This window comes from Ramlibacter sp. (genome assembly GCF_035706265.1).
GTDB lineage: Bacteria > Pseudomonadota > Gammaproteobacteria > Burkholderiales > Burkholderiaceae_C > Ramlibacter.
In genome coordinates, this window is the sequence record NZ_DASSVG010000141.1 from 1 (window position 1) to 17,159 (window position 17,159).

At 68.6% G+C, this 17,159-nt stretch carries 17 protein-coding genes, 1 other RNA gene and 1 pseudogene; 10 read left to right on the forward strand and 9 right to left on the reverse strand.

Features of this window, described 5'->3' with window-relative positions; all coding sequences use genetic code 11:
- The 3 genes from carB to VFM98_RS05610 all read left to right on the forward strand — a co-directional run.
- Nucleotides 1-2,327 (forward strand): carbamoyl-phosphate synthase large subunit (gene carB, locus VFM98_RS05600; protein ID WP_325108913.1); only part of this gene is annotated, 2,327 nt, incomplete at its 5' end.
- Between the two features lie 98 nt (nucleotides 2,328-2,425).
- Entirely contained in the window at nucleotides 2,426-2,902 is a 477-nt protein-coding gene (gene greA, locus VFM98_RS05605; RefSeq protein WP_325108914.1) for a transcription elongation factor GreA, read from the forward strand.
- Nucleotides 2,903-2,906: 4 nt separating this feature from the next.
- Nucleotides 2,907-3,404, forward strand: coding sequence for a DUF4149 domain-containing protein (locus VFM98_RS05610; protein WP_325108915.1), 498 nt, complete (start codon nucleotides 2,907-2,909; stop codon nucleotides 3,402-3,404).
- Here VFM98_RS05610 and VFM98_RS05615 read toward each other — a convergent pair.
- Complete coding sequence (locus tag VFM98_RS05615) at nucleotides 3,334-3,807, reverse strand: YhbY family RNA-binding protein (RefSeq protein ID WP_325108916.1); 474 nt, start codon at nucleotides 3,805-3,807, stop codon at nucleotides 3,334-3,336. The two genes, VFM98_RS05610 and VFM98_RS05615, sit on opposite strands and share 71 nt — an antisense overlap.
- A 20-nt stretch (nucleotides 3,808-3,827) precedes the next feature.
- On the opposite strand from VFM98_RS05615, the gene VFM98_RS05620 reads away from it, so the two are divergent.
- From VFM98_RS05620 to VFM98_RS05640, 5 genes are all read left to right on the forward strand, one after another.
- The gene (locus VFM98_RS05620) at nucleotides 3,828-4,496 is read left to right on the forward strand and encodes an RlmE family RNA methyltransferase (protein WP_325108917.1); all 669 of its coding nucleotides are present in this window, start codon (nucleotides 3,828-3,830) and stop codon (nucleotides 4,494-4,496) included.
- A 165-nt stretch (nucleotides 4,497-4,661) separates the two neighbouring features.
- Complete coding sequence (gene ftsH / locus VFM98_RS05625) at nucleotides 4,662-6,569, forward strand: ATP-dependent zinc metalloprotease FtsH (protein ID WP_325108918.1); 1,908 nt, start codon at nucleotides 4,662-4,664, stop codon at nucleotides 6,567-6,569.
- Nucleotides 6,570-6,642: 73 nt separating this feature from the next.
- Nucleotides 6,643-7,479: a dihydropteroate synthase gene (folP, locus tag VFM98_RS05630; RefSeq protein ID WP_325108919.1), complete on the forward strand. Its 837-nt coding sequence runs from the start codon at nucleotides 6,643-6,645 to the stop codon at nucleotides 7,477-7,479.
- A 20-nt stretch (nucleotides 7,480-7,499) separates the two neighbouring features.
- Nucleotides 7,500-8,834 carry a phosphoglucosamine mutase gene (gene glmM / locus VFM98_RS05635; protein ID WP_325108920.1) on the forward strand — a complete coding sequence of 445 codons (1,335 nt, stop codon included), beginning with the start codon at nucleotides 7,500-7,502 and terminating at the stop codon, nucleotides 8,832-8,834.
- Between the two features lie 148 nt (nucleotides 8,835-8,982).
- On the forward strand, nucleotides 8,983-9,471 hold the full coding sequence (locus VFM98_RS05640; protein ID WP_325108921.1) for a hypothetical protein: 489 nt from the start codon (nucleotides 8,983-8,985) through the stop codon (nucleotides 9,469-9,471).
- A gap of 74 nt (nucleotides 9,472-9,545) precedes the next feature.
- On the opposite strand, the gene VFM98_RS05645 is transcribed toward VFM98_RS05640, so the two are convergent.
- From VFM98_RS05645 to VFM98_RS05675, 7 genes are all read right to left on the reverse strand, one after another.
- Nucleotides 9,546-10,898: an MATE family efflux transporter gene (locus VFM98_RS05645; RefSeq protein ID WP_325108922.1), complete on the reverse strand. Its 1,353-nt coding sequence runs from the start codon at nucleotides 10,896-10,898 to the stop codon at nucleotides 9,546-9,548.
- Nucleotides 10,895-12,583: a hypothetical protein gene (locus VFM98_RS05650; protein WP_325108923.1), complete on the reverse strand. Its 1,689-nt coding sequence runs from the start codon at nucleotides 12,581-12,583 to the stop codon at nucleotides 10,895-10,897. Before VFM98_RS05650 ends, VFM98_RS05645 begins: the two co-directional genes overlap by 4 nt.
- Nucleotides 12,584-12,673: 90 nt before the next feature.
- Nucleotides 12,674-12,934, reverse strand: coding sequence for a type B 50S ribosomal protein L31 (locus VFM98_RS05655; RefSeq protein ID WP_325108924.1), 261 nt, complete (start codon nucleotides 12,932-12,934; stop codon nucleotides 12,674-12,676).
- 97 nt (nucleotides 12,935-13,031) lie between these two features.
- A complete protein-coding gene (gene rho, locus VFM98_RS05660; RefSeq protein ID WP_325108925.1) occupies nucleotides 13,032-14,297 on the reverse strand; it encodes a transcription termination factor Rho in 1,266 nt (421 codons plus the stop codon).
- Nucleotides 14,298-14,512: 215 nt separating this feature from the next.
- Nucleotides 14,513-14,845, reverse strand: a complete 333-nt coding sequence (gene trxA, locus VFM98_RS05665; RefSeq protein ID WP_325108926.1) for a thioredoxin TrxA — start codon at nucleotides 14,843-14,845, stop codon at nucleotides 14,513-14,515.
- A 151-nt stretch (nucleotides 14,846-14,996) separates the two neighbouring features.
- Complete coding sequence (locus VFM98_RS05670) at nucleotides 14,997-15,596, reverse strand: hypothetical protein (RefSeq protein WP_325108927.1); 600 nt, start codon at nucleotides 15,594-15,596, stop codon at nucleotides 14,997-14,999.
- 261 nt (nucleotides 15,597-15,857) lie between these two features.
- Nucleotides 15,858-16,322, reverse strand: coding sequence for a hypothetical protein (locus VFM98_RS05675; RefSeq protein WP_325108928.1), 465 nt, complete (start codon nucleotides 16,320-16,322; stop codon nucleotides 15,858-15,860).
- 188 nt (nucleotides 16,323-16,510) lie between these two features.
- On the opposite strand from VFM98_RS05675, the gene VFM98_RS05680 reads away from it, so the two are divergent.
- Nucleotides 16,511-16,759 carry a hypothetical protein gene (locus VFM98_RS05680; protein ID WP_325108929.1) on the forward strand — a complete coding sequence of 83 codons (249 nt, stop codon included), beginning with the start codon at nucleotides 16,511-16,513 and terminating at the stop codon, nucleotides 16,757-16,759.
- 38 nt (nucleotides 16,760-16,797) lie between these two features.
- Here VFM98_RS05680 and ffs read toward each other — a convergent pair.
- Nucleotides 16,798-16,894: signal recognition particle sRNA small type (gene ffs, locus VFM98_RS05685), an RNA gene on the reverse strand.
- A 73-nt stretch (nucleotides 16,895-16,967) separates the two neighbouring features.
- Here ffs and VFM98_RS05690 point away from each other — a divergent pair.
- A pseudogene (locus VFM98_RS05690) lies at nucleotides 16,968-17,159 on the forward strand (DNA polymerase III subunit gamma/tau); the annotation flags it as partial.

Consider the following 17,159-nt stretch of genomic DNA (forward strand, 5'->3'; position numbering starts at 1 on the left):
GCTTCCCGATCGCCAAGGTGGCGGCCAAGCTGGCGGTGGGCTACACGCTGGACGAACTGCGCAACGAGATCACGGGCGGCGCGACGCCGGCGTCCTTCGAGCCCTCGATCGACTACGTGGTCACCAAGATCCCGCGCTTCGCCTTCGAGAAGTTCAAGGACGCCAACGACCGCCTGACGACCCAGATGAAGTCGCTGGGCGAGGTGATGGCCATGGGCCGCACCTTCCAGGAATCCTTCCAGAAGGCGCTGCGCGGCCTCGAGGTCGGCGTGGACGGCCTGAACCAGAAGACGGTGGACCGCGAGGTGCTGGAAAAGGAGCTGGGCGAGCCCGGCCCGGAACGCATCTGGTACGTGGGCGACGCCTTCGCCATGGGCCTGTCGGTCGACGAGGTCCATGACCTGACCAGGATCGACAAGTGGTTCCTGGTGCAGATCGAGGAGATCGTGAAGATCGAGCTCGACATCGACAAGCTGGTGGAGGAGAAGGGCGACCAGGCCCTGGCCGCCCTCGATGCACCGACGCTGCGCGCGCTCAAGCGCAAGGGCTTCTCCGACCGCCGCCTCGCGAAGCTGCTGAAGACGACCGACAAGGCCGTGCGCGACCACCGCAAGGCGCTGAACGTGCGCCCGGTCTACAAGCGCGTGGACACCTGCGCCGCCGAATTCGCGACCAACACCGCCTACATGTACTCGACCTACGAGGACGAGTGCGAGGCCGAGCCGACCGACCGCAAGAAGATCATCGTGCTCGGTGGCGGCCCCAACCGCATCGGCCAGGGCATCGAGTTCGACTACTGCTGCGTGCACGCGGCGCTGGCCCTGCGCGAGGACGGCTACGAGACCATCATGGTCAACTGCAACCCGGAGACGGTCTCGACCGACTACGACACCTCCGACCGCCTGTACTTCGAGCCGCTGACGCTGGAAGACGTGCTGGAGATCGTCGAGAAGGAAAAGCCCACCGGCGTGATCGTGCAGTACGGCGGCCAGACGCCGCTGAAGCTGGCGCTGGGCCTGGAGGCCGAGGGCGTGCCGATCATCGGCACCTCGCCGGACATGATCGACGCCGCGGAGGACCGCGAGCGCTTCCAGAAGCTGCTGAACGACCTGCAGCTGCGCCAGCCGCCCAACGCCACTGCCCGCACCGAGGCCGAAGCGCTGGAAAAGGCGCAGGCCCTGGGCTATCCGCTGGTGGTGCGCCCCTCCTACGTGCTGGGTGGCCGGGCGATGGAAATCGTCCACGAGCAGCGTGACCTGGAGCGCTACATGCGCGAGGCCGTGAAGGTGTCCAACGACTCCCCCGTGCTGCTGGACCGCTTCCTGAACGACGCCATCGAGTGCGACGTGGACTGCATCGCCGACGGCAGCGGCGCCGTCTTCATCGGCGGCGTGATGGAGCACATCGAGCAGGCCGGCGTGCACTCGGGCGACTCCGCCTGCTCGCTGCCGCCGTACTCGCTGTCGCAGGCGACCGTCGACGAGCTGAAGCGCCAGACCGCCGCCATGGCCCGGGCGCTGAACGTCGTCGGCCTGATGAACGTGCAGTTCGCGATCCAGGAGAAGGACGGCCAGGACGTGATCTTCGTGCTGGAAGTCAATCCCCGCGCCTCGCGCACCGTGCCCTACGTGAGCAAGGCCACGGGCGTGCAGCTCGCCAAGGTGGCCGCGCGCTGCATGGTGGGCCGCACGCTGGCGCAGCAGGGCATCACGAAGGAAGTGACGCCGCCTTACTTCAGCGTGAAGGAAGCGGTGTTCCCGTTCGTGAAGTTCCCGGGCGTGGACACCATCCTCGGACCGGAAATGAAGTCCACCGGCGAGGTGATGGGCGTGGGCAAGACCTTCGGCGAAGCCTTCGTCAAGAGCCAGCTCGGCGCCGGCACCCGCCTGCCCCGGCCGCACGACGGCGACGGCAAGCCCACCGGCAAGGTGTTCCTGACCGTGAAGGACAGCGACAAGCCGCGCGCGGTGGAAGTCGCCCGCTGCCTGGTGGAAATGGGCTTCCCGCTGGTGGCGACCAAGGGCACCTCGGCCGCCATCCGCGCCGCCGGCATTCCCTGTGAAACCGTGAACAAGGTGACCGAGGGCCGCCCCCACGTGGTGGACATGATCAAGAACAACGAGATCGTCATGGTCATCAACACCGTGGAAGAGCGCCGCAACGCGATCGCCGACTCGCGCGCCATCCGCACCTCCTCGCTGCTGGCCCGGGTGACCACCTTCACCACCATCGCCGGCGCCGAGGCGGCGGTGGAGGGCATGCGGGCCATGGACTCGCTGGAAGTGATCTCGGTCCAGGAGATGCACGCCCAGTTGCAGGCGGCTTGAGCAGGAAAACCGGCCCGGTTTTATAATCGGGGCCAGTAGTCAGAAACAGAACCGCCGGGCGGCGACGTCCGGCGGTTTCTCTTTGTACGGAGACACGGATGGCGACCATTCCCATCACCACCCGCGGGGCGGAAAAGCTCAAGGCCGAACTGCACCGCCTGAAGACCGTCGACCGCCCGGCGGTCATCAATGCCATTGCCGAGGCGCGGGCCCAGGGCGACCTGTCCGAGAACGCGGAATACGACGCCGCCAAGGACCGCCAGGGCTTCATCGAGGGCCGCATCCGCGAGCTGGAAGGCAAGCTGGCGGCGGCCCAGGTCATCGATCCCGCGGGGCTGGACGCGGGCGGCCGCGTCGTCTTCGGCGCCACGGTCGAACTCGAGGACGAGGACAGCGGCGCCACCGTCAAGTACCAGATCGTGGGCGAGGACGAGGCCGACCTGAAGCAGGGGCTGATCAACATCTCCAGCCCGATCGCCCGCGCGCTGATCGGCAAGGAAGAAGGCGACACGGCCGAAGTGCAGGCCCCGGGCGGCCTGCGCCGCTACGAGATCGTCGCCGTCCACTACATCTGAAGCCGTGCACTGGAAGGCGCGCCTGACGCTGTTCGCCGCTGCCCTCTGGTGGGGCAGCCTGAGCGTGATCGGCTTCATGGCGGTGCCGCTGCTGTTCCGCAACGCCTCCTCGGCGCGGGTGGCGGGGCAGCTGGCGGGCAAGTTGTTCGAGGCGCAGACCTGGCTCGGCCTGGTCTGCGGCATCGTCGTGCTGATGGGCGCCCGCGACGAGGACGGCACGGCCACCCTGGGCTGGGCCCGGGGCGCCGTGGGTTTCGTGCTGGCGGGGATGCTGTGCGCGCTGCTGCAGCAGTTCGCCGTGGCGCCGCACATCGTGGCGCGGGAGAACCTGCCGTTCTGGCACGGTTTCGGAACCGTGCTGTACGGGGTGCAGTGGGTTTGTGCCGGGGTGCTGCTGTGGAAGGTCTCGGGCGATTTCCAGCCGGCGGCGCTTACTCCGCCCGGCTCTTCTTCACCGACTTCTGCTTCGGCTTCGCCTTCTTCACCATCCCGCCGGGCGTGAGCCGCTGGTTGCCCAGGACGCGCACGCGCTTGACTTCCGGCCGCTGGCCGCCCCGGCTGGAGTTCTTGACCACCTTGAATTCGCGCGGGCCGGGCTTGCGATCCTCGTCTTCGGCCTTCACCTTCCTGGGTTTGGGGCGCCACAGGACGAGGAGCTTGCCGATGTGCTGGATCGGGGCGGCGTTCAGTTGCTCGGCCAGCTGGCGGTAGATGGCTTCGCGCTCCTCGCGGTCGTCGCCCAGCACCCGGACCTTGATCAGCCCGTGGGCGCTGAGCGCCGCGTCGGTCTCCTTCACGACGGCGGGCGTCAGGCCCTCGTTGCCGATCATCACCACGGGGTCGAGGTGATGGGCTTCGGCCCGATGCGCCTTGCGCTCGGCCACACTCAATTCAATCGCTGGCATCCGCCTATTATCCGACGCACATGAAGATCCGCACCAAGAGCAAGAAGGTCAACAAGGCGTGGCTCAACGACCACGTGAACGACCCGTACGTGAAGCTGGCGCAGAAGGAGGGCTACCGCGCCCGCGCGGCCTACAAGCTGAAGGAGATCGACGAGGCGCTGGGCCTGATCAAGCCCGGCCAGGTGGTGGTGGACCTCGGCTCCACGCCGGGGGCCTGGAGCCAGTACGTGCGCCGCAAGCTCGCGCCCGAGGGCGCGGCGGCCGGCGTGCTGCAGGGGCAGATCCTGGCGCTGGACATCCTGCCGATGGAGCCGATCGAGGGCGTGACCTTCGTGCAGGGCGACTTCCGCGAGCCGGAGCCGGCCGCCGAACTGGAAAGGCTGTTGGCGGGGCGTAAGGCGGACGTCGTAGTCTCGGACATGGCGCCGAATCTCTCCGGCATTCCGTCCTCGGATGCGGCGCGCATTTCGCACCTGGTGGAACTGGCCGTGGAATTTGCCCACCTCCACCTGCAGCCGGATGGGGCCCTCGTTTGCAAGGTTTTCCACGGCAGCGGATATTCCCAGCTGGTGCAGTTGTTCAAGGAACGATTCCGGGTCGTGAAGCCTCTGAAACCAAAGGCCTCGCGTGACAAGTCGAGCGAAACCTTCCTGGTGGGCATCGGCCTCAAGCCCGGAAGATCGAATTGAGATTCACTGCGGTCCCGACGCCGATGAGTGGGGTCTTGTCTGGCACGAACGGGTTCCGCCTTCCTATGGAACGCGTAGTAAAAACTCATCGTTCCATGCCTTGAAACCCCTAGAATGGACGGCAATTGGCTGGGGACTCGGCCAAGCCGTTCCGGAGATTCAGTTTTGAACAATCAGTGGTTTTCCAAGATCGCCGTCTGGCTGGTGATCGCACTGGTGCTTTTCACCGTCTTCAAGCAGTTCGATACGCGCGGGGCGGCTGGGGCTTCGGTGGTCGGCTATTCCGATTTCCTGGAGCAGGTGCGGAACAAGCAGATCAAGAACGCGGTGATCCAGGAGGGCCAGGGCGGCACCGAGATCGTGGCCATCACCACCGACGACCGCAAGGTGCGCACCACCGCTACCTACCTCGATCGCGGCCTGATCGGAGACCTGATCAACAGCGGCGTCAAGTTCGACGTCAAGCCGCGCGAGGAGGGCTCGCTGCTCATGACGCTGCTCGTGAGCTGGGGCCCGATGCTGCTGCTGATTGGCGTCTGGATCTACTTCATGCGGCAGATGCAGGGAGGCGGCAAGGGAGGCGCCTTCAGCTTCGGCAAGAGCAAGGCGCGCATGCTCGACGAGAGCAGCAACCAGATCACCTTCACCGACGTCGCCGGCTGCGACGAGGCGAAGGAGGAAGTGAAGGAGGTCGTCGACTTGCTGAAGGATCCGCAGAAGTTCCAGAAGCTCGGTGGCCGCATCCCGCGCGGCCTGCTGCTGGTGGGCCCCCCGGGCACCGGCAAGACGCTGCTGGCCAAGGCCATCGCCGGCGAGGCGAAGGTGCCGTTCTTCTCGATCTCCGGCTCCGACTTCGTCGAGATGTTCGTCGGCGTGGGTGCGGCCCGCGTGCGCGACATGTTCGAGAACGCGAAGAAGAATGCCCCCTGCATCATCTTCATCGACGAAATCGACGCGGTCGGCCGCCAGCGCGGCGCCGGCCTGGGCGGCGGCAACGACGAGCGCGAGCAGACCCTCAACCAGATGCTGGTGGAGATGGACGGCTTCGAGACCAACCTCGGCGTGATCGTGATCGCGGCCACCAACCGGCCCGACATCCTGGATGCCGCCCTGCTGCGCCCGGGCCGCTTCGACCGCCAGGTCTACGTGACGCTGCCGGACATCCGCGGCCGCGAGCAGATCCTGAACGTGCACATGCGCAAGATCCCGATCGGCCAGGACGTGAACGCGGCCATCATCGCGCGCGGCACGCCGGGCATGTCCGGTGCCGATCTCGCCAACCTCTGCAACGAGGCCGCCCTGATGGCCGCCCGCCGCAACGCGCGCGTGGTGGAGATGCAGGATTTCGAGAAGGCCAAGGACAAGATCATCATGGGCCCGGAGCGCAAGTCCATGGTGATGCCGGAAGAGGAGCGCCGCAACACCGCCTACCACGAGGCCGGCCACGCCATCATCGGCAAGCTGCTGCCCAAGTGCGACCCGGTGCACAAGGTCACCATCATCCCGCGCGGCCGCGCCCTGGGCGTGACCATGAGCCTGCCCGAGAAGGACCGCTACAGCTACGACCGCGAGTACATGCTGAACCAGATCGCCATGCTGTTCGGCGGCCGGATCGCGGAAGAGGTCTTCATGAACCAGATGACGACCGGCGCCTCGAACGACTTCGAGCGTGCCACGCACCTGGCGCGCGACATGGTGATGCGCTACGGCATGTCCGACGCGCTGGGCCCGATGGTCTATGCCGAGAACGAGGGCGAGGTCTTCCTCGGCCGCTCGGTCACCAAGACCACCAACATCTCCGAGCAGACCATGCAGAAGGTCGACCAGGAGGTGCGCCGCATCATCGACGAGCAGTACGCGCTGGCGCGCAAGCTGATCGAGGACAACAGCGACAAGATGCACCTGATGGCCAAGGCCCTGCTCGAATGGGAGACCATCGACGCCGAGCAGATCGACGACATCATGGCCGGCCGCGAGCCGCGTCCGCCCAAGGACTTCGTGCCCCGCACCACCCAGGGCGGCGGCTCCGCCGGCCCCTCGGCGGGCGGCGAGCCGGCGCCCAACGCGGCGTAAAATTTGCGTGAAGTCTGACCAAGGGGCCCTCCGGGGCCCCTTGTCCTTTCGCTCTCCAGCGCACAATCCCGCCATGCAGTGGCAGACCGCCCGCTTCCTGCTCGATCTCGACCAGCCCAAGGTGATGGGGATCGTCAACGTCACGCCCGATTCGTTCTCGGACGGCGGGCGCTTCGTCAGTACGCGCACGGCCCTGGAACACTGCGAGGAGCTGGTCCGCGAGGGTGCCGACATCCTCGACATCGGTGGCGAATCCTCCCGGCCCGGCACCCCGCCGGTGCCGCTGGAGGAAGAGCGTGCCCGGGTGATGCCGGTGCTGCGCGAGGCGGTGCGCCTGGGCGTGCCGCTCTCCGTGGACACCTACAAGCCCGAGATCATGCAGGAGGCGCTGGACCTCGGCGTCGACATCCTCAACGACATCTGGGCCCTGCAGCGGCCGGGCGCACTGGACGTGGTAGCAGGCCATCCTTCCTGCGGCGTGTGCCTGATGCACATGCACGGCGAGCCGCAGACCATGCAGCGCGCGCCCATGCAGGGCGACGCGGTGCCGCAGGTGCGCGATTTCCTGCGCGACCGCAGCGAGGCGCTGCGCCGGCGCGGCGTTTCCGTCACCCGCATCGCCTGGGATCCGGGCATCGGCTTCGGCAAGACGGTGGAGCAGAATTTCGCCCTGCTGGCGCGCCAGCGCGAGCTGCTGCACGAGGGCTACCCGCTGCTGGCGGGCTGGTCGCGCAAGTCCTCGCTGGGTGCCGTGACGGGCGCGGCCGTGCAGGATCGGCTGGTCCCCAGTGTCGCGGCCGCCCTGCTGGCGGTGGACCGGGGGGCCTGCATCGTGCGCGTGCACGACGTGCGCGAGACGGTGGCGGCCCTGAAGGTGTGGAGCGCGATGCAATCGGCCCCCGGGCCCTGAACGAGCAGTAGAGAAAAGACATGAGCAGAACCTATTTCGGCACCGACGGCATCCGTGGCACCGTGGGCCAGCCGCCCATCACCCCCGACTTCGTGCTGCGCCTCGCGCACGCCGTCGGCCGCGTCCTCAAGCGCACCGAAGAGCGCCCCACCGTGCTGATCGGCAAGGACACCCGCATCTCCGGCTACATGCTGGAAAGCGCGCTGGAATCCGGCTTCAACTCCGCCGGCGTCGACGTCGTGCTGCTCGGCCCGTTGCCGACCCCCGGCGTCGCCTACCTCACGCGGGCGCAGCGCGCCAGCCTGGGCGTGGTGATCAGCGCCAGCCACAACCCGTATCCGGACAACGGCATCAAGTTCTTCAGCGCCCAGGGCACCAAGCTGCCGGACGAGTGGGAGGCCGAGGTCGAGGCCGCGCTGGCGGAACAGCCGCAGTGGGCCGACTCGGCCACCCTCGGCAAGGCGCGCCGCCTGGACGACGCCGCAGGCCGCTACATCGAGTTCTGCAAGAGCACCTTCGCCAGCGACCTCACCCTGAAGGGCATGCGCATCGCGGTGGATTCCGCCCATGGCGCGGCGTACCACATCGCACCCAAGGTGTTCCACGAACTCGGCGCCGAGGTGTTCTGCATCGGCTGCTCGCCCGACGGGCTGAACATCAACGACAAGGTCGGCGCCACCCATCCCGAGGCGCTGGTGAACGCCGTGCTCGCCAACCGCGCCGACTTCGGCATCGCCCTGGACGGCGACGCCGACCGGCTGCAGGTGATCGATGCGACGGGGCGCCTGTTCAACGGCGACGAGCTGCTGTACCTGATGGTGATGGACCGCATCGCCCAGGGCCAGCGCGTCCCCGGTGCGGTGGGCACGCTCATGACCAACATGGCGGTCGAAGTGGCGCTGAAGCAGCAGGACGTGGAGTTCGTGCGCGCCAAGGTCGGCGACCGCTACGTGCTGGAGGAGCTCGAGAAGCGCGGCTGGCTGCTGGGCGGCGAGGGCTCGGGCCACCTGCTGGCGCTGGACAAGCACACCACCGGCGACGGCCTGATCAGCGCGCTGCAGGTGCTCAAGGCGGTGGCGCGCAACGGCAAGTCGCTGGCGCAGCTGCTCGAAGGCGTGGACCTGTTCCCGCAGACCCTGATCAACGTGCGCCTGGCGCCCGGCCAGGACTGGAAGAAGAACGAGAAGCTCGATGCCGAGTGCGCGCAGTTGCAGCAGGAGCTGGATGGCTCCGGCCGCGTCCTGATCCGCGCCAGCGGCACCGAGCCGGTGCTGCGCGTGATGGTGGAAGCGCGCGACGCGCAGGCCGCCCGGCGCGGCGCCGAGCGCCTGGCCGAGGCCGTGCGCGCCGGCTGACAACCATTCGTTACGTGCGGGCGGGCACTCCCTTCGGTGCCGCGCCGCACGGCACTTCCGTGCCGGATTGCACGGCCGCCGTCGCGCGGCTGCGACATAGGAAATCTTTCACTGTGCAGAGGCTTTACGCTGGGTCTACATTGAACCCATGCGCCGTGCCCACCGCTCCCTGCCGACCCTGATGCGCCTCGCCGCCGCTGCGGCGCTGGCGTGCGGTTGCGGCTTGCTGCAGGCGCAGTCCCTGTCGCCGGACTACACGCTCACCGCGCCCTCGCTGCTGGCCGAGCCGGAGCTGGTGCCTTCCTGGCCGATCGCGGTGCTGGGCCCGGTGCGCCTGTCCGCCGGCCGCTCCAGCAGCGGCAGCGGGCTCTCGCTGGAGGCTGGCGAGCGCTGGTTCGCCCGCGCCGGCCTGGGCCGCAGCCTGGAAGGCGAGGCGCTGAGCGTCGGCGGCGGCTACCGCTTCCCCTTCGGCGATGCGCTGTCGATGTCGGTCACGCGCCAGCTCGGGCAGGAGCGGCTGGGCCTGGCCGTGCGCTACGACTGGCGCCAGGCCTGGATGCGGCTGTCGTACGACCAGCCCGTGCGCACCCCCGGCGCGGTGGATCGGCTGCGCTTCTCCGCCGGCGTGCGGTTCTAGCGCGAAGCGCTGGGCTTTCGCTATCGCTCCAGCGCCAGCCTACCTATGGCGCCTCGCCCCACACCCATGGCCCCTCACGCCGGCACCACGATGCGCATGCGGCGCACGGCGTGCCAAAGGATCAGCGGCAGCACGATGGCCAAGACGGCCAGGGCGACGGTGCTGCCGATCCAGAAGGCCGAGGGGCTCTGCAGCGCCGGCCACGTCCCGATCCCGCGGTAGGCAAGCTGGTAGCCACCGAGCACGCCCACGCCCCACAGCAGCACGCAATAGGCGACCAGCGGCGCCACCGTCACGCGGTAGGAGCGCAGCACGAACACGCACAGCGCCTGCATCGCATCGCCGAAGTGGTACAGGGCGACCCAGGCCAGCAGCCCGGTGGCGAGCGCCGCCACTTCGCCGTCGGCGGAGTAGAGCGAGGCCAGCCCGGCCCGCGCCAGCAGCATCACGCAGCCCATCGTCACCGCGAGCGCGAGCCCGATGCGGAAGCCCGTGCGGATGCTGCCGCGGGCCTTCTTCGCCTCGCCCGCGCCCAGCCAGTAGCTCACGCGGGCGCTGGTGGCGATGGCGATCGACAGCGGCACCATGTACATCACCGCGGCCAGGTTCGCGGCGATCTGGTGCGCGGCGGCGGCCAGCGTGCCCTGGCGCGCGATGAAGAGCGACATCAGCGTGAAGGACGTGACTTCCACCATGATCGCCAGGCCGGCCGGAATGCCAAGGCGCGCGAACTCGCGGATGGTGGGCCAGTGCGGCGGCTCGGGCCGGCGCCACACGCGGTAGGGGCCGTACAGCGGGCTGGTGCGCACCATCCAGGCCGCCACGCCGAGGAACAGGTAGTTCACCACCACGGTCGCCCAGGCGCAGCCGACCGCGCCCAGCGCCGGCACGCCGGCCCCGCCGAAGGCGAACCAGACGGTGAGCGGCACTTTCACCACCATCGAGGCGAGCTGCAGCCACGTCACCAGCTGCGGGTGCCCCAGGCTCTGGTTCAGCGTGCTGTACATGCGGAACAGCAGCGCGGGCGGCAGCGCCAGCGCGAGCACCGCGAGGTACTGCCGCACGTCCTCCTGCAGCGCGGGCGGCACCTCGGTGCCCTGCAGCAGCGCGTTGGGAAACAGCAGGCCGAAGACCCCGGCGATGCTCGCCAGCCCCGCCAGGTAGAGGGCTTGCCGCACCGAGCGGCCGACCTCCGGATGGCGCTGCGCACCGTGCAGCTCGGCCCAGATCGGCAGCAGGGCCTGCAGCACGCCCATCAGGGCCACGAAGACGGTGATGTAGACCGCGGAGCCGACCGACAGCGCGGCCAGCGCCTGCTGGGAGTAGCGCCCGGCCACGATGGTGTCGGTGACGCCGAAGGCCATGGTGGCCAGCTGGCCCGCCAGCACCGTGGCCGCATGGCGCGCGATGATGGCGCGCTCGCTCAAGGGATCTTCCGGTACAGCAGGACGCTTTCGCGCGTGTCGGTCGGCCGCGGGATGCTGGCCACCAGCGCCCAGCGCGCGGGGGCGAAGGCCATCGGCACGGCCGACTTCAGTTCGTCGGCGGCGATCAGCCAGGGGCAGGCGCTCGGCGCGGCGGCCATGCGCAGGTCCAGCCCGCCGTGATAGCGGAACGCCGCCACCTGCGCGCGCGTGAGGCCGAACACCTCCACGCAGCCGGGGGCGTCGATGCGGGCGCGCACGCGCTGCACCAGCGGCGCGTAGCTGCGTGCGTAGTCCAGCACCGGCAGCCACAGCGTCATCACCAGCAGCCAGCCGAGCGCCGCGCCGCCCGCCGGCAGCACCAGGCTCTTCCAGATCGCCTCGCGGCTGCGGGCCGTGCGCCAGCGCACCAGCGCGATCCAGGCGAGCGTGGCGGCCAGCGCCACCACGAAGGGCAGCAGCCCGAAGGAGGGCACGAAGCCGGGGGCGAGCTTGGCCACGTTCTGCGCCGGCTTGGGCGGCACGCCCGTCTGCAGCGAGATCCAGATCACCCAGATCACCAGTGCGCAGCCGCTGAAGAACAGCAGCGTGAACCAGTCGATCAGGGCCGAGACGCTGCGCTTGAAGGTGGGCAGCGCGAAGGCCGCGAGCGTCGCCATCGCCGGCAGGCTCAGCAGCAGGGCGCGGTCGGGGTTGACGGCCAGCACCGAGGTGAGCAGGCCCACGACGGCGAACCACAGCGGCAAGGCGACGTGGCGCCGCCCGAGCTGGCGGCGCCAGCGCCAGATGGTCCACAGGGCGAGCGGCCAGGCCGGCCAGGTGAACCAGGCGAACAGGCGGCCGATCGACTTCCAGTCGCGCGTGGCCGCGAAGGGCCCCGGTGCGAGCCGCCATTCCCACATGTCGAAGGCGGCCGCCACCACGCCCGCGGCCAGGGCCACCGCGACGATGATGGCGGCGCCGCGGCTGCCGCGCGTCTCGCGGGCGGCGTCGACCGGCGCATCGGCGAAGTGCAGCACCGCGCCGCCGAGGGCGAACAGGCTCGCCATCGCGGGCGCGCCGCTCAGGCCCAGGCCGATCAGCCCGGCGCCGAGCGCCAGCGCCGGCACCGTCGTCCGGTAAGGCAGCGCGGCCAGGCCGTAGAAGGTGAGGGCGGTGCATCCGAGCTGCGCCAGCGCCGGCGTGGTCTCGTGCGACAACTGCATCAGCCCCAGGCAGGCGATCAGGGCCAGCAGGCCGCCGTCGGCCATGGCCCGCGCGTAGTCCCGTGGATGCGCCTCGCCGCCGAAGGCGAAGGGCACCGGCTGCGCGCCGGGCGTGCGGGCGAGGAAGTAGACGCCGTACCAGGTGGCCAGCAGCGTCAGCACCAGCAGGCCGATGAACGGGAGGCGGGCGGCGAAGTCGATCGCCATCCACGCGGGTGCGATGCGGATCGCCAATGCCCCGAGCCAGTAGGGCAGCAGGGCGTCGAACTCCGGGCCCTGGCCCAGGAGATCCGGGGTGAGCCAGTGCGCGTTGCCCGTGGCCAGCTCGTACATGTAGCCGAAGGCCATGATGTCCGCGTTCTTCCACGGCTCTCGGCCGATGAAGCCGGGCAGCACGTAGGCGACGCAGAACAGCAGCAACGCCAGCCGCGGCAGCCGGCGCACGGCGCTCTGGGTGACGATGGCAGGGGTGGGGCGATTCACGCGCGGGAGTTTGTCACAGGGCCGCGGACGGGTTGCCGCAACAAAAAAGGCAGCCTGCAGCTGCCTTTCCTGGGGTGGGGGCCTTCCGGCTTACTTGGCGGCGGCCTTGTTGCCGAACTTCTTCAGGAACTTGTCCACGCGGCCGCCCATGTCGGTCACGGACTTCTGCGTGCCGGTGTAGAAGGGGTGCGACTCGCTGGAGGTGTCCAGCTTGAAGAGGGGCAGCTCGCGGCCGTCGTCCATCTTCACCGTCTCGCGGGTGGCGACGCAGGAGCGGGTGACGAACTTGAAGCCGTTCGACAGGTCCACGAAGCAGACGTCGCGGTAGTTGGGGTGAATGCCTTCTTTCATGGATGTCCTCGTATCAGGTGTGGGAGCCGCGCCGGGACATCCGGCGTACTTTCCAGGAAGCCTGCGATTATAGCGCGGCCACTCCGGTGGGGCCTGCTCAGCCCCCGCGCCGCATCATGTCGAAGAATTCCACGTTGGTCTTGGTGGCCTTCATCGACTTGAGCACCATCTCCATCGCCTCGATCTCGTCCATGTTGTACATGAACTGGCGCAGGATGCGGGTCTTCTGCAGGATCTCGGGGGCCAGCAGCAGCTCCTCGCGGCGGGTGCCGGAGCGATTGAGCTGGATCGAGGGGAACACGCGCTTCTCGTAGAGGCGGCGATCGAGGTGCAGTTCGCAGTTGCCGGTGCCCTTGAACTCCTCGAAGATCACTTCGTCCATCCGCGAGCCGGTGTCGATCAGCGCGGTGGCGATGATGGTCAGCGAGCCGCCTTCCTCCACGTTGCGCGCCGCGCCCAGGAAGCGCTTGGGGCGCTGCAGCGCGTTGGCGTCCACGCCGCCGGTGAGCACCTTGCCGGACGAGGGCACCACGTTGTTGTAGGCGCGGGCCAGGCGGGTGATCGAGTCCAGCAGGATCACCACGTCCTTCTTCAGTTCGACCAGGCGCTTGGCGCGCTCGATCACCATCTCGGCGACGTGCACGTGGCGCGCGGCCGGCTCGTCGAAGGTGGACGCGATCACTTCGGCCTTCACCGAGCGCTGCATGTCCGTCACTTCCTCGGGCCGCTCGTCCACCAGCAGCACCATCATGTAGCTGTCCGGGTAGTTGGCGGCGATGGCGTGCGCGATGTGCTGCATCATCACCGTCTTGCCGCTCTTGGGCGGCGCGACGATCAGCGCGCGCTGGCCCTTGCCGATGGGCGCGATGATGTCGATGATGCGGCCGGTGATGTTCTCGTCGCCCTTGAGGTTGTCGCGTTCGAGGCGCATCTGTTCCCGCGGGAACAGCGGCGTCAGGTTCTCGAACATGATCTTGTGCTTGTTGTCCTCCGGCGCGCGGCCGTTGACCTTGTCCAGCTTGGTCAGCGCGAAGTAGCGCTCGCCGTCCTTGGGCGTGCGGACCTCGCCCTCGATCATGTCGCCGGTGTGCAGGTTGAAGCGGCGCACCTGCGAGGGCGAGATGTAGATGTCGTCGGTGCTGGCCGTGTAGCTCGTGTCGGGACTGCGCAGGAAGCCGAAGCCGTCCGGCAGGATCTCCAGCACGCCGTCCGCGAAGACCTGTTCGCCCGCGCGCGCGCGCTTCTTGATGATGGCGAACATCAGCTCCTGCTTGCGCATGCGGCCGGTGTTCTCGATCTCGAGCTCTTCGGCCTGCTTGAGGACTTCCGAGACGTGCAGCGCCTTGAGTTCGTTCAGGTGCATGGAGTTAGCCCTGTGGGGAGTTCTTGTCTGTGGTCTGGGGGAAGGTTCGTTGCGGGGCGAGAGGTGCCCTGCGAACCGGAACTCGAACTGGGCCGCCCGTGGCGGCTGCAGTGATTGGCTGAATTATGCAGCAAAACTTTCCGGCGGGGGCAATGCCCGAGGCTGGAGAAGAAACGGGGCCCATGGCCCCGTCTGGCGACAAATGCCCGGCGCGCTCAGGCCAGTTGCTGGTCGATGAAGGCGGTGAGTTGCGCCTTGCTCATGGCGCCCACCTTGGTCGCGGCGAGCTGGCCGTCCTTGAACAGCATCAGCGTGGGGATGCCGCGGATGCCGAACCTGGCGGGGATGTCGCGGTTCTCGTCCACGTTCATCTTCGCGATCTGCAGCTTGTCCTTGTAGGTGCCGGCGACCTCGTCGAGGATCGGGGCGATCATCTTGCACGGGCCGCACCACTCCGCCCAATAGTCCACCAGCACCGGCTTGTCGGCCTTGAGGACGTCGGATTCGAAGGTGGCGTCGGAGATGTGCTTGATCAGGTCGCTGGCCATGGTTCTTCCTCTTCGGTGCGGTGTTGCCGCTGCAGCTGCGAGAAGGAAATTGTGACAGAAACCCGGAAGGCCCGACCGTCCTGGGGGGAAGGGCATTCGCTATCGTGGCGATAGCGTCACGGCCCTGCGGGCGCGTGCGCGCCGGGCCTCTTCAGAACGCAGTGCGGTAGTAGATCATCGGCCGCCCGTCCTTGCGCTTCAGCGAGATGCGGGCGCCGCTTTGCAGCTGCAGGCCGATGAAGCCGCGGTCGAAACCGAAGTAGGAGGAGGAGCGCTTGGCTGCGGCGGCGAGGCTCATCTCGAAGCGCGCGCCGTACACCGGCTCGCGCGACTGCACCAGCGTGTAGGCGTCGTCATCGGTGTTCATGCGTCGCCAGGCCGTGATGTCCACCTGCTGGCTGTTGAGGCGCTGGCTCCAGCGCAGGCCGAGGTCGAAACTGGGCCGCTGGGGCTGCATGCCGATCGGGCCCTGGCCCTGCCGTGCGGCGAAGCCGCTCATGCCCAGCACCGCACCGAGGCCGTAGTGCGCGGGGCGCGCCGGAAAGACGGAGACGTCCACGCGCGGGGCCTGGAAGCCGGAGTCCTGCGCCTCCAGCCGGGGCAGGGTGCTGGTCTGCACGTGCACCCGCATTGCGGGTTCTCCCTGGGCCTGGGCCTGGGCCTGGGCCACCAGCGTCTCGGCCGGCGCGGCATCCTGCGCCCACACCGCCGGCTGCGCGACGCACAGCGCAAGCGCGGCCCAGGCACCCATCCCGAGCGCCCGCGGCGCGCCTGCGATGCGACTCGCGCCAGACTCAGCGGCCTTCTCCATGGCTCACCTCCCTTGCTTTGCGAGGCAGTGTGGCAGGACAGTTTCGGGAAGTTTGTGGGAGAGCTCTCGTGTGCGGTGTAAGACCACGCCGGCCGGCTGCACGGAAGGCGGCGGACACGGGACAAACGGCACGCAGTGCGGACTTCGTTGTCGCCACGCGCGACAGGGGGCGTCACTCGCCCCCGGAGGTCAACGCTGGCGTCACTCGCCCATGTGGTGCCAGCGCTGTTCGGGCAGGGCCTTCAACGCGTCGTGGACCTTCTGCAGCACGCCCTGCACGGCCGCCCACTCGATGTGCTCGCGCAACCGGCTGCGCTTCTGCAGCGGCGGCAACTGGTCCCATTCGGCGCGCGAGGCGGGCACGGGGGCGAGCTGCTCGCTCTTGTTCGGAAGCCAGTCGTAGAGGCGCTGCCACACCAGCGGCTTGGGGCAGACGCGGTTGTTGCTGCGCGCGATGGCGAGCACGTCGTCGACGGTGGGGCCGGCCGGCTTGCCTGCGGCTGCAAGTGGCAGGGAAGCGGGCTCGGTCTTGTCGAAGCCACGCTGGTGGGCGTGGTGCAGCGCCTGGAACATCGCCCAGGAGGTGTCCGTGTTCTTCTCCAGGACCTCGATCTCGTGTCCCGGCGCCTTCCTCGGATCCGGCCTGCGCCCCGGTGAACCTGCCACGTTGCCTCCTCCTCCTCGTTGTTCCTCTCAGGCCGGCAAATGTAATCTAATGTTTCAGAACTGGAAACCTCCACAAGGCTGTCGCGCGCTGCCCGCGGGCGCGGGCGGCCGTCTTCCGTGATTTTGTTGACACCCGGGCTTGCACGCGTAGCATGGGCCGCACGGAGAAGAAAACGAGGGGGGATGTCATGACGTTGCGGCTCACGCCGTGCAGCTGCGGGCTGCAGTACCTGGTTCGCATGAACCGCGCGCCCTGGATGCGCCTGGTGCCGACCCGCCGCCACTACTTCTGCGCGAAGTGCAAGCAGCCGCAGTTCCTGCCGCGCCGCGCCTTCGCTTCGTGGTGGCTGCCGCGGGCGGTGGGGGAAGATTCCACGGACACCAAGCCGCGGCTCGATGCGGCGACGCGCGGCTCGCGGATGCGGGCGCTGCGTTGAGGCGCGGGTGCGCGCCGAGGTGCGAAAGGGGATGGGAGGGTGACGAGCCTTACCCCCGGCACTGGCTCCACAGTTAGGGCTGCTTGGTTCCCCACCTGACCCGGTTGGCCGCTTCACCATGCGGGGAGGCCCGTCACCTGCGCATTCTACCTGCGCGGGAGGCGCGGCCGCGGAAGGCACGGATGACGTTCTGCGAGAATCTCGCTCCATGTCGTATCTCGTGCTCGCCCGGAAGTACCGGCCCCGGACCTTCGGCCAAATGGTCGGCCAGGAGCACGTGGTGCAGGCCCTCGCGAACGCGCTGGAGCAGCAGCGGCTGCACCACGCCTACCTCTTCACCGGCACGCGCGGCGTGGGCAAGACGACCGTCTCGCGCATCCTCGCCAAGTCGCTGAACTGC

What these genes read in the sequence shown, in the direction of transcription:
- greA (WP_325108914.1), top strand. Translation starts at nt 2,426, where the DNA reads ATGGCGACCATTCCCATCACCACCCGCGGGGCGGAAAAGCTCAAGGCC.
- VFM98_RS05615 (WP_325108916.1), bottom strand. Translation starts at nt 3,807, where the DNA reads ATGCCAGCGATTGAATTGAGTGTGGCCGAGCGCAAGGCGCATCGGGCC.
- VFM98_RS05620 (WP_325108917.1), top strand. Translation starts at nt 3,828, where the DNA reads ATGAAGATCCGCACCAAGAGCAAGAAGGTCAACAAGGCGTGGCTCAAC.
- folP (WP_325108919.1), top strand. Translation starts at nt 6,643, where the DNA reads ATGCAGTGGCAGACCGCCCGCTTCCTGCTCGATCTCGACCAGCCCAAG.
- glmM (WP_325108920.1), top strand. Translation starts at nt 7,500, where the DNA reads ATGAGCAGAACCTATTTCGGCACCGACGGCATCCGTGGCACCGTGGGC.
- VFM98_RS05640 (WP_325108921.1), top strand. Translation starts at nt 8,983, where the DNA reads ATGCGCCGTGCCCACCGCTCCCTGCCGACCCTGATGCGCCTCGCCGCC.
- VFM98_RS05655 (WP_325108924.1), bottom strand. Translation starts at nt 12,934, where the DNA reads ATGAAAGAAGGCATTCACCCCAACTACCGCGACGTCTGCTTCGTGGAC.
- rho (WP_325108925.1), bottom strand. Translation starts at nt 14,297, where the DNA reads ATGCACCTGAACGAACTCAAGGCGCTGCACGTCTCGGAAGTCCTCAAG.
- trxA (WP_325108926.1), bottom strand. Translation starts at nt 14,845, where the DNA reads ATGGCCAGCGACCTGATCAAGCACATCTCCGACGCCACCTTCGAATCC.
- VFM98_RS05670 (WP_325108927.1), bottom strand. Translation starts at nt 15,596, where the DNA reads ATGGGTGCCTGGGCCGCGCTTGCGCTGTGCGTCGCGCAGCCGGCGGTG.
- VFM98_RS05680 (WP_325108929.1), top strand. Translation starts at nt 16,511, where the DNA reads ATGACGTTGCGGCTCACGCCGTGCAGCTGCGGGCTGCAGTACCTGGTT.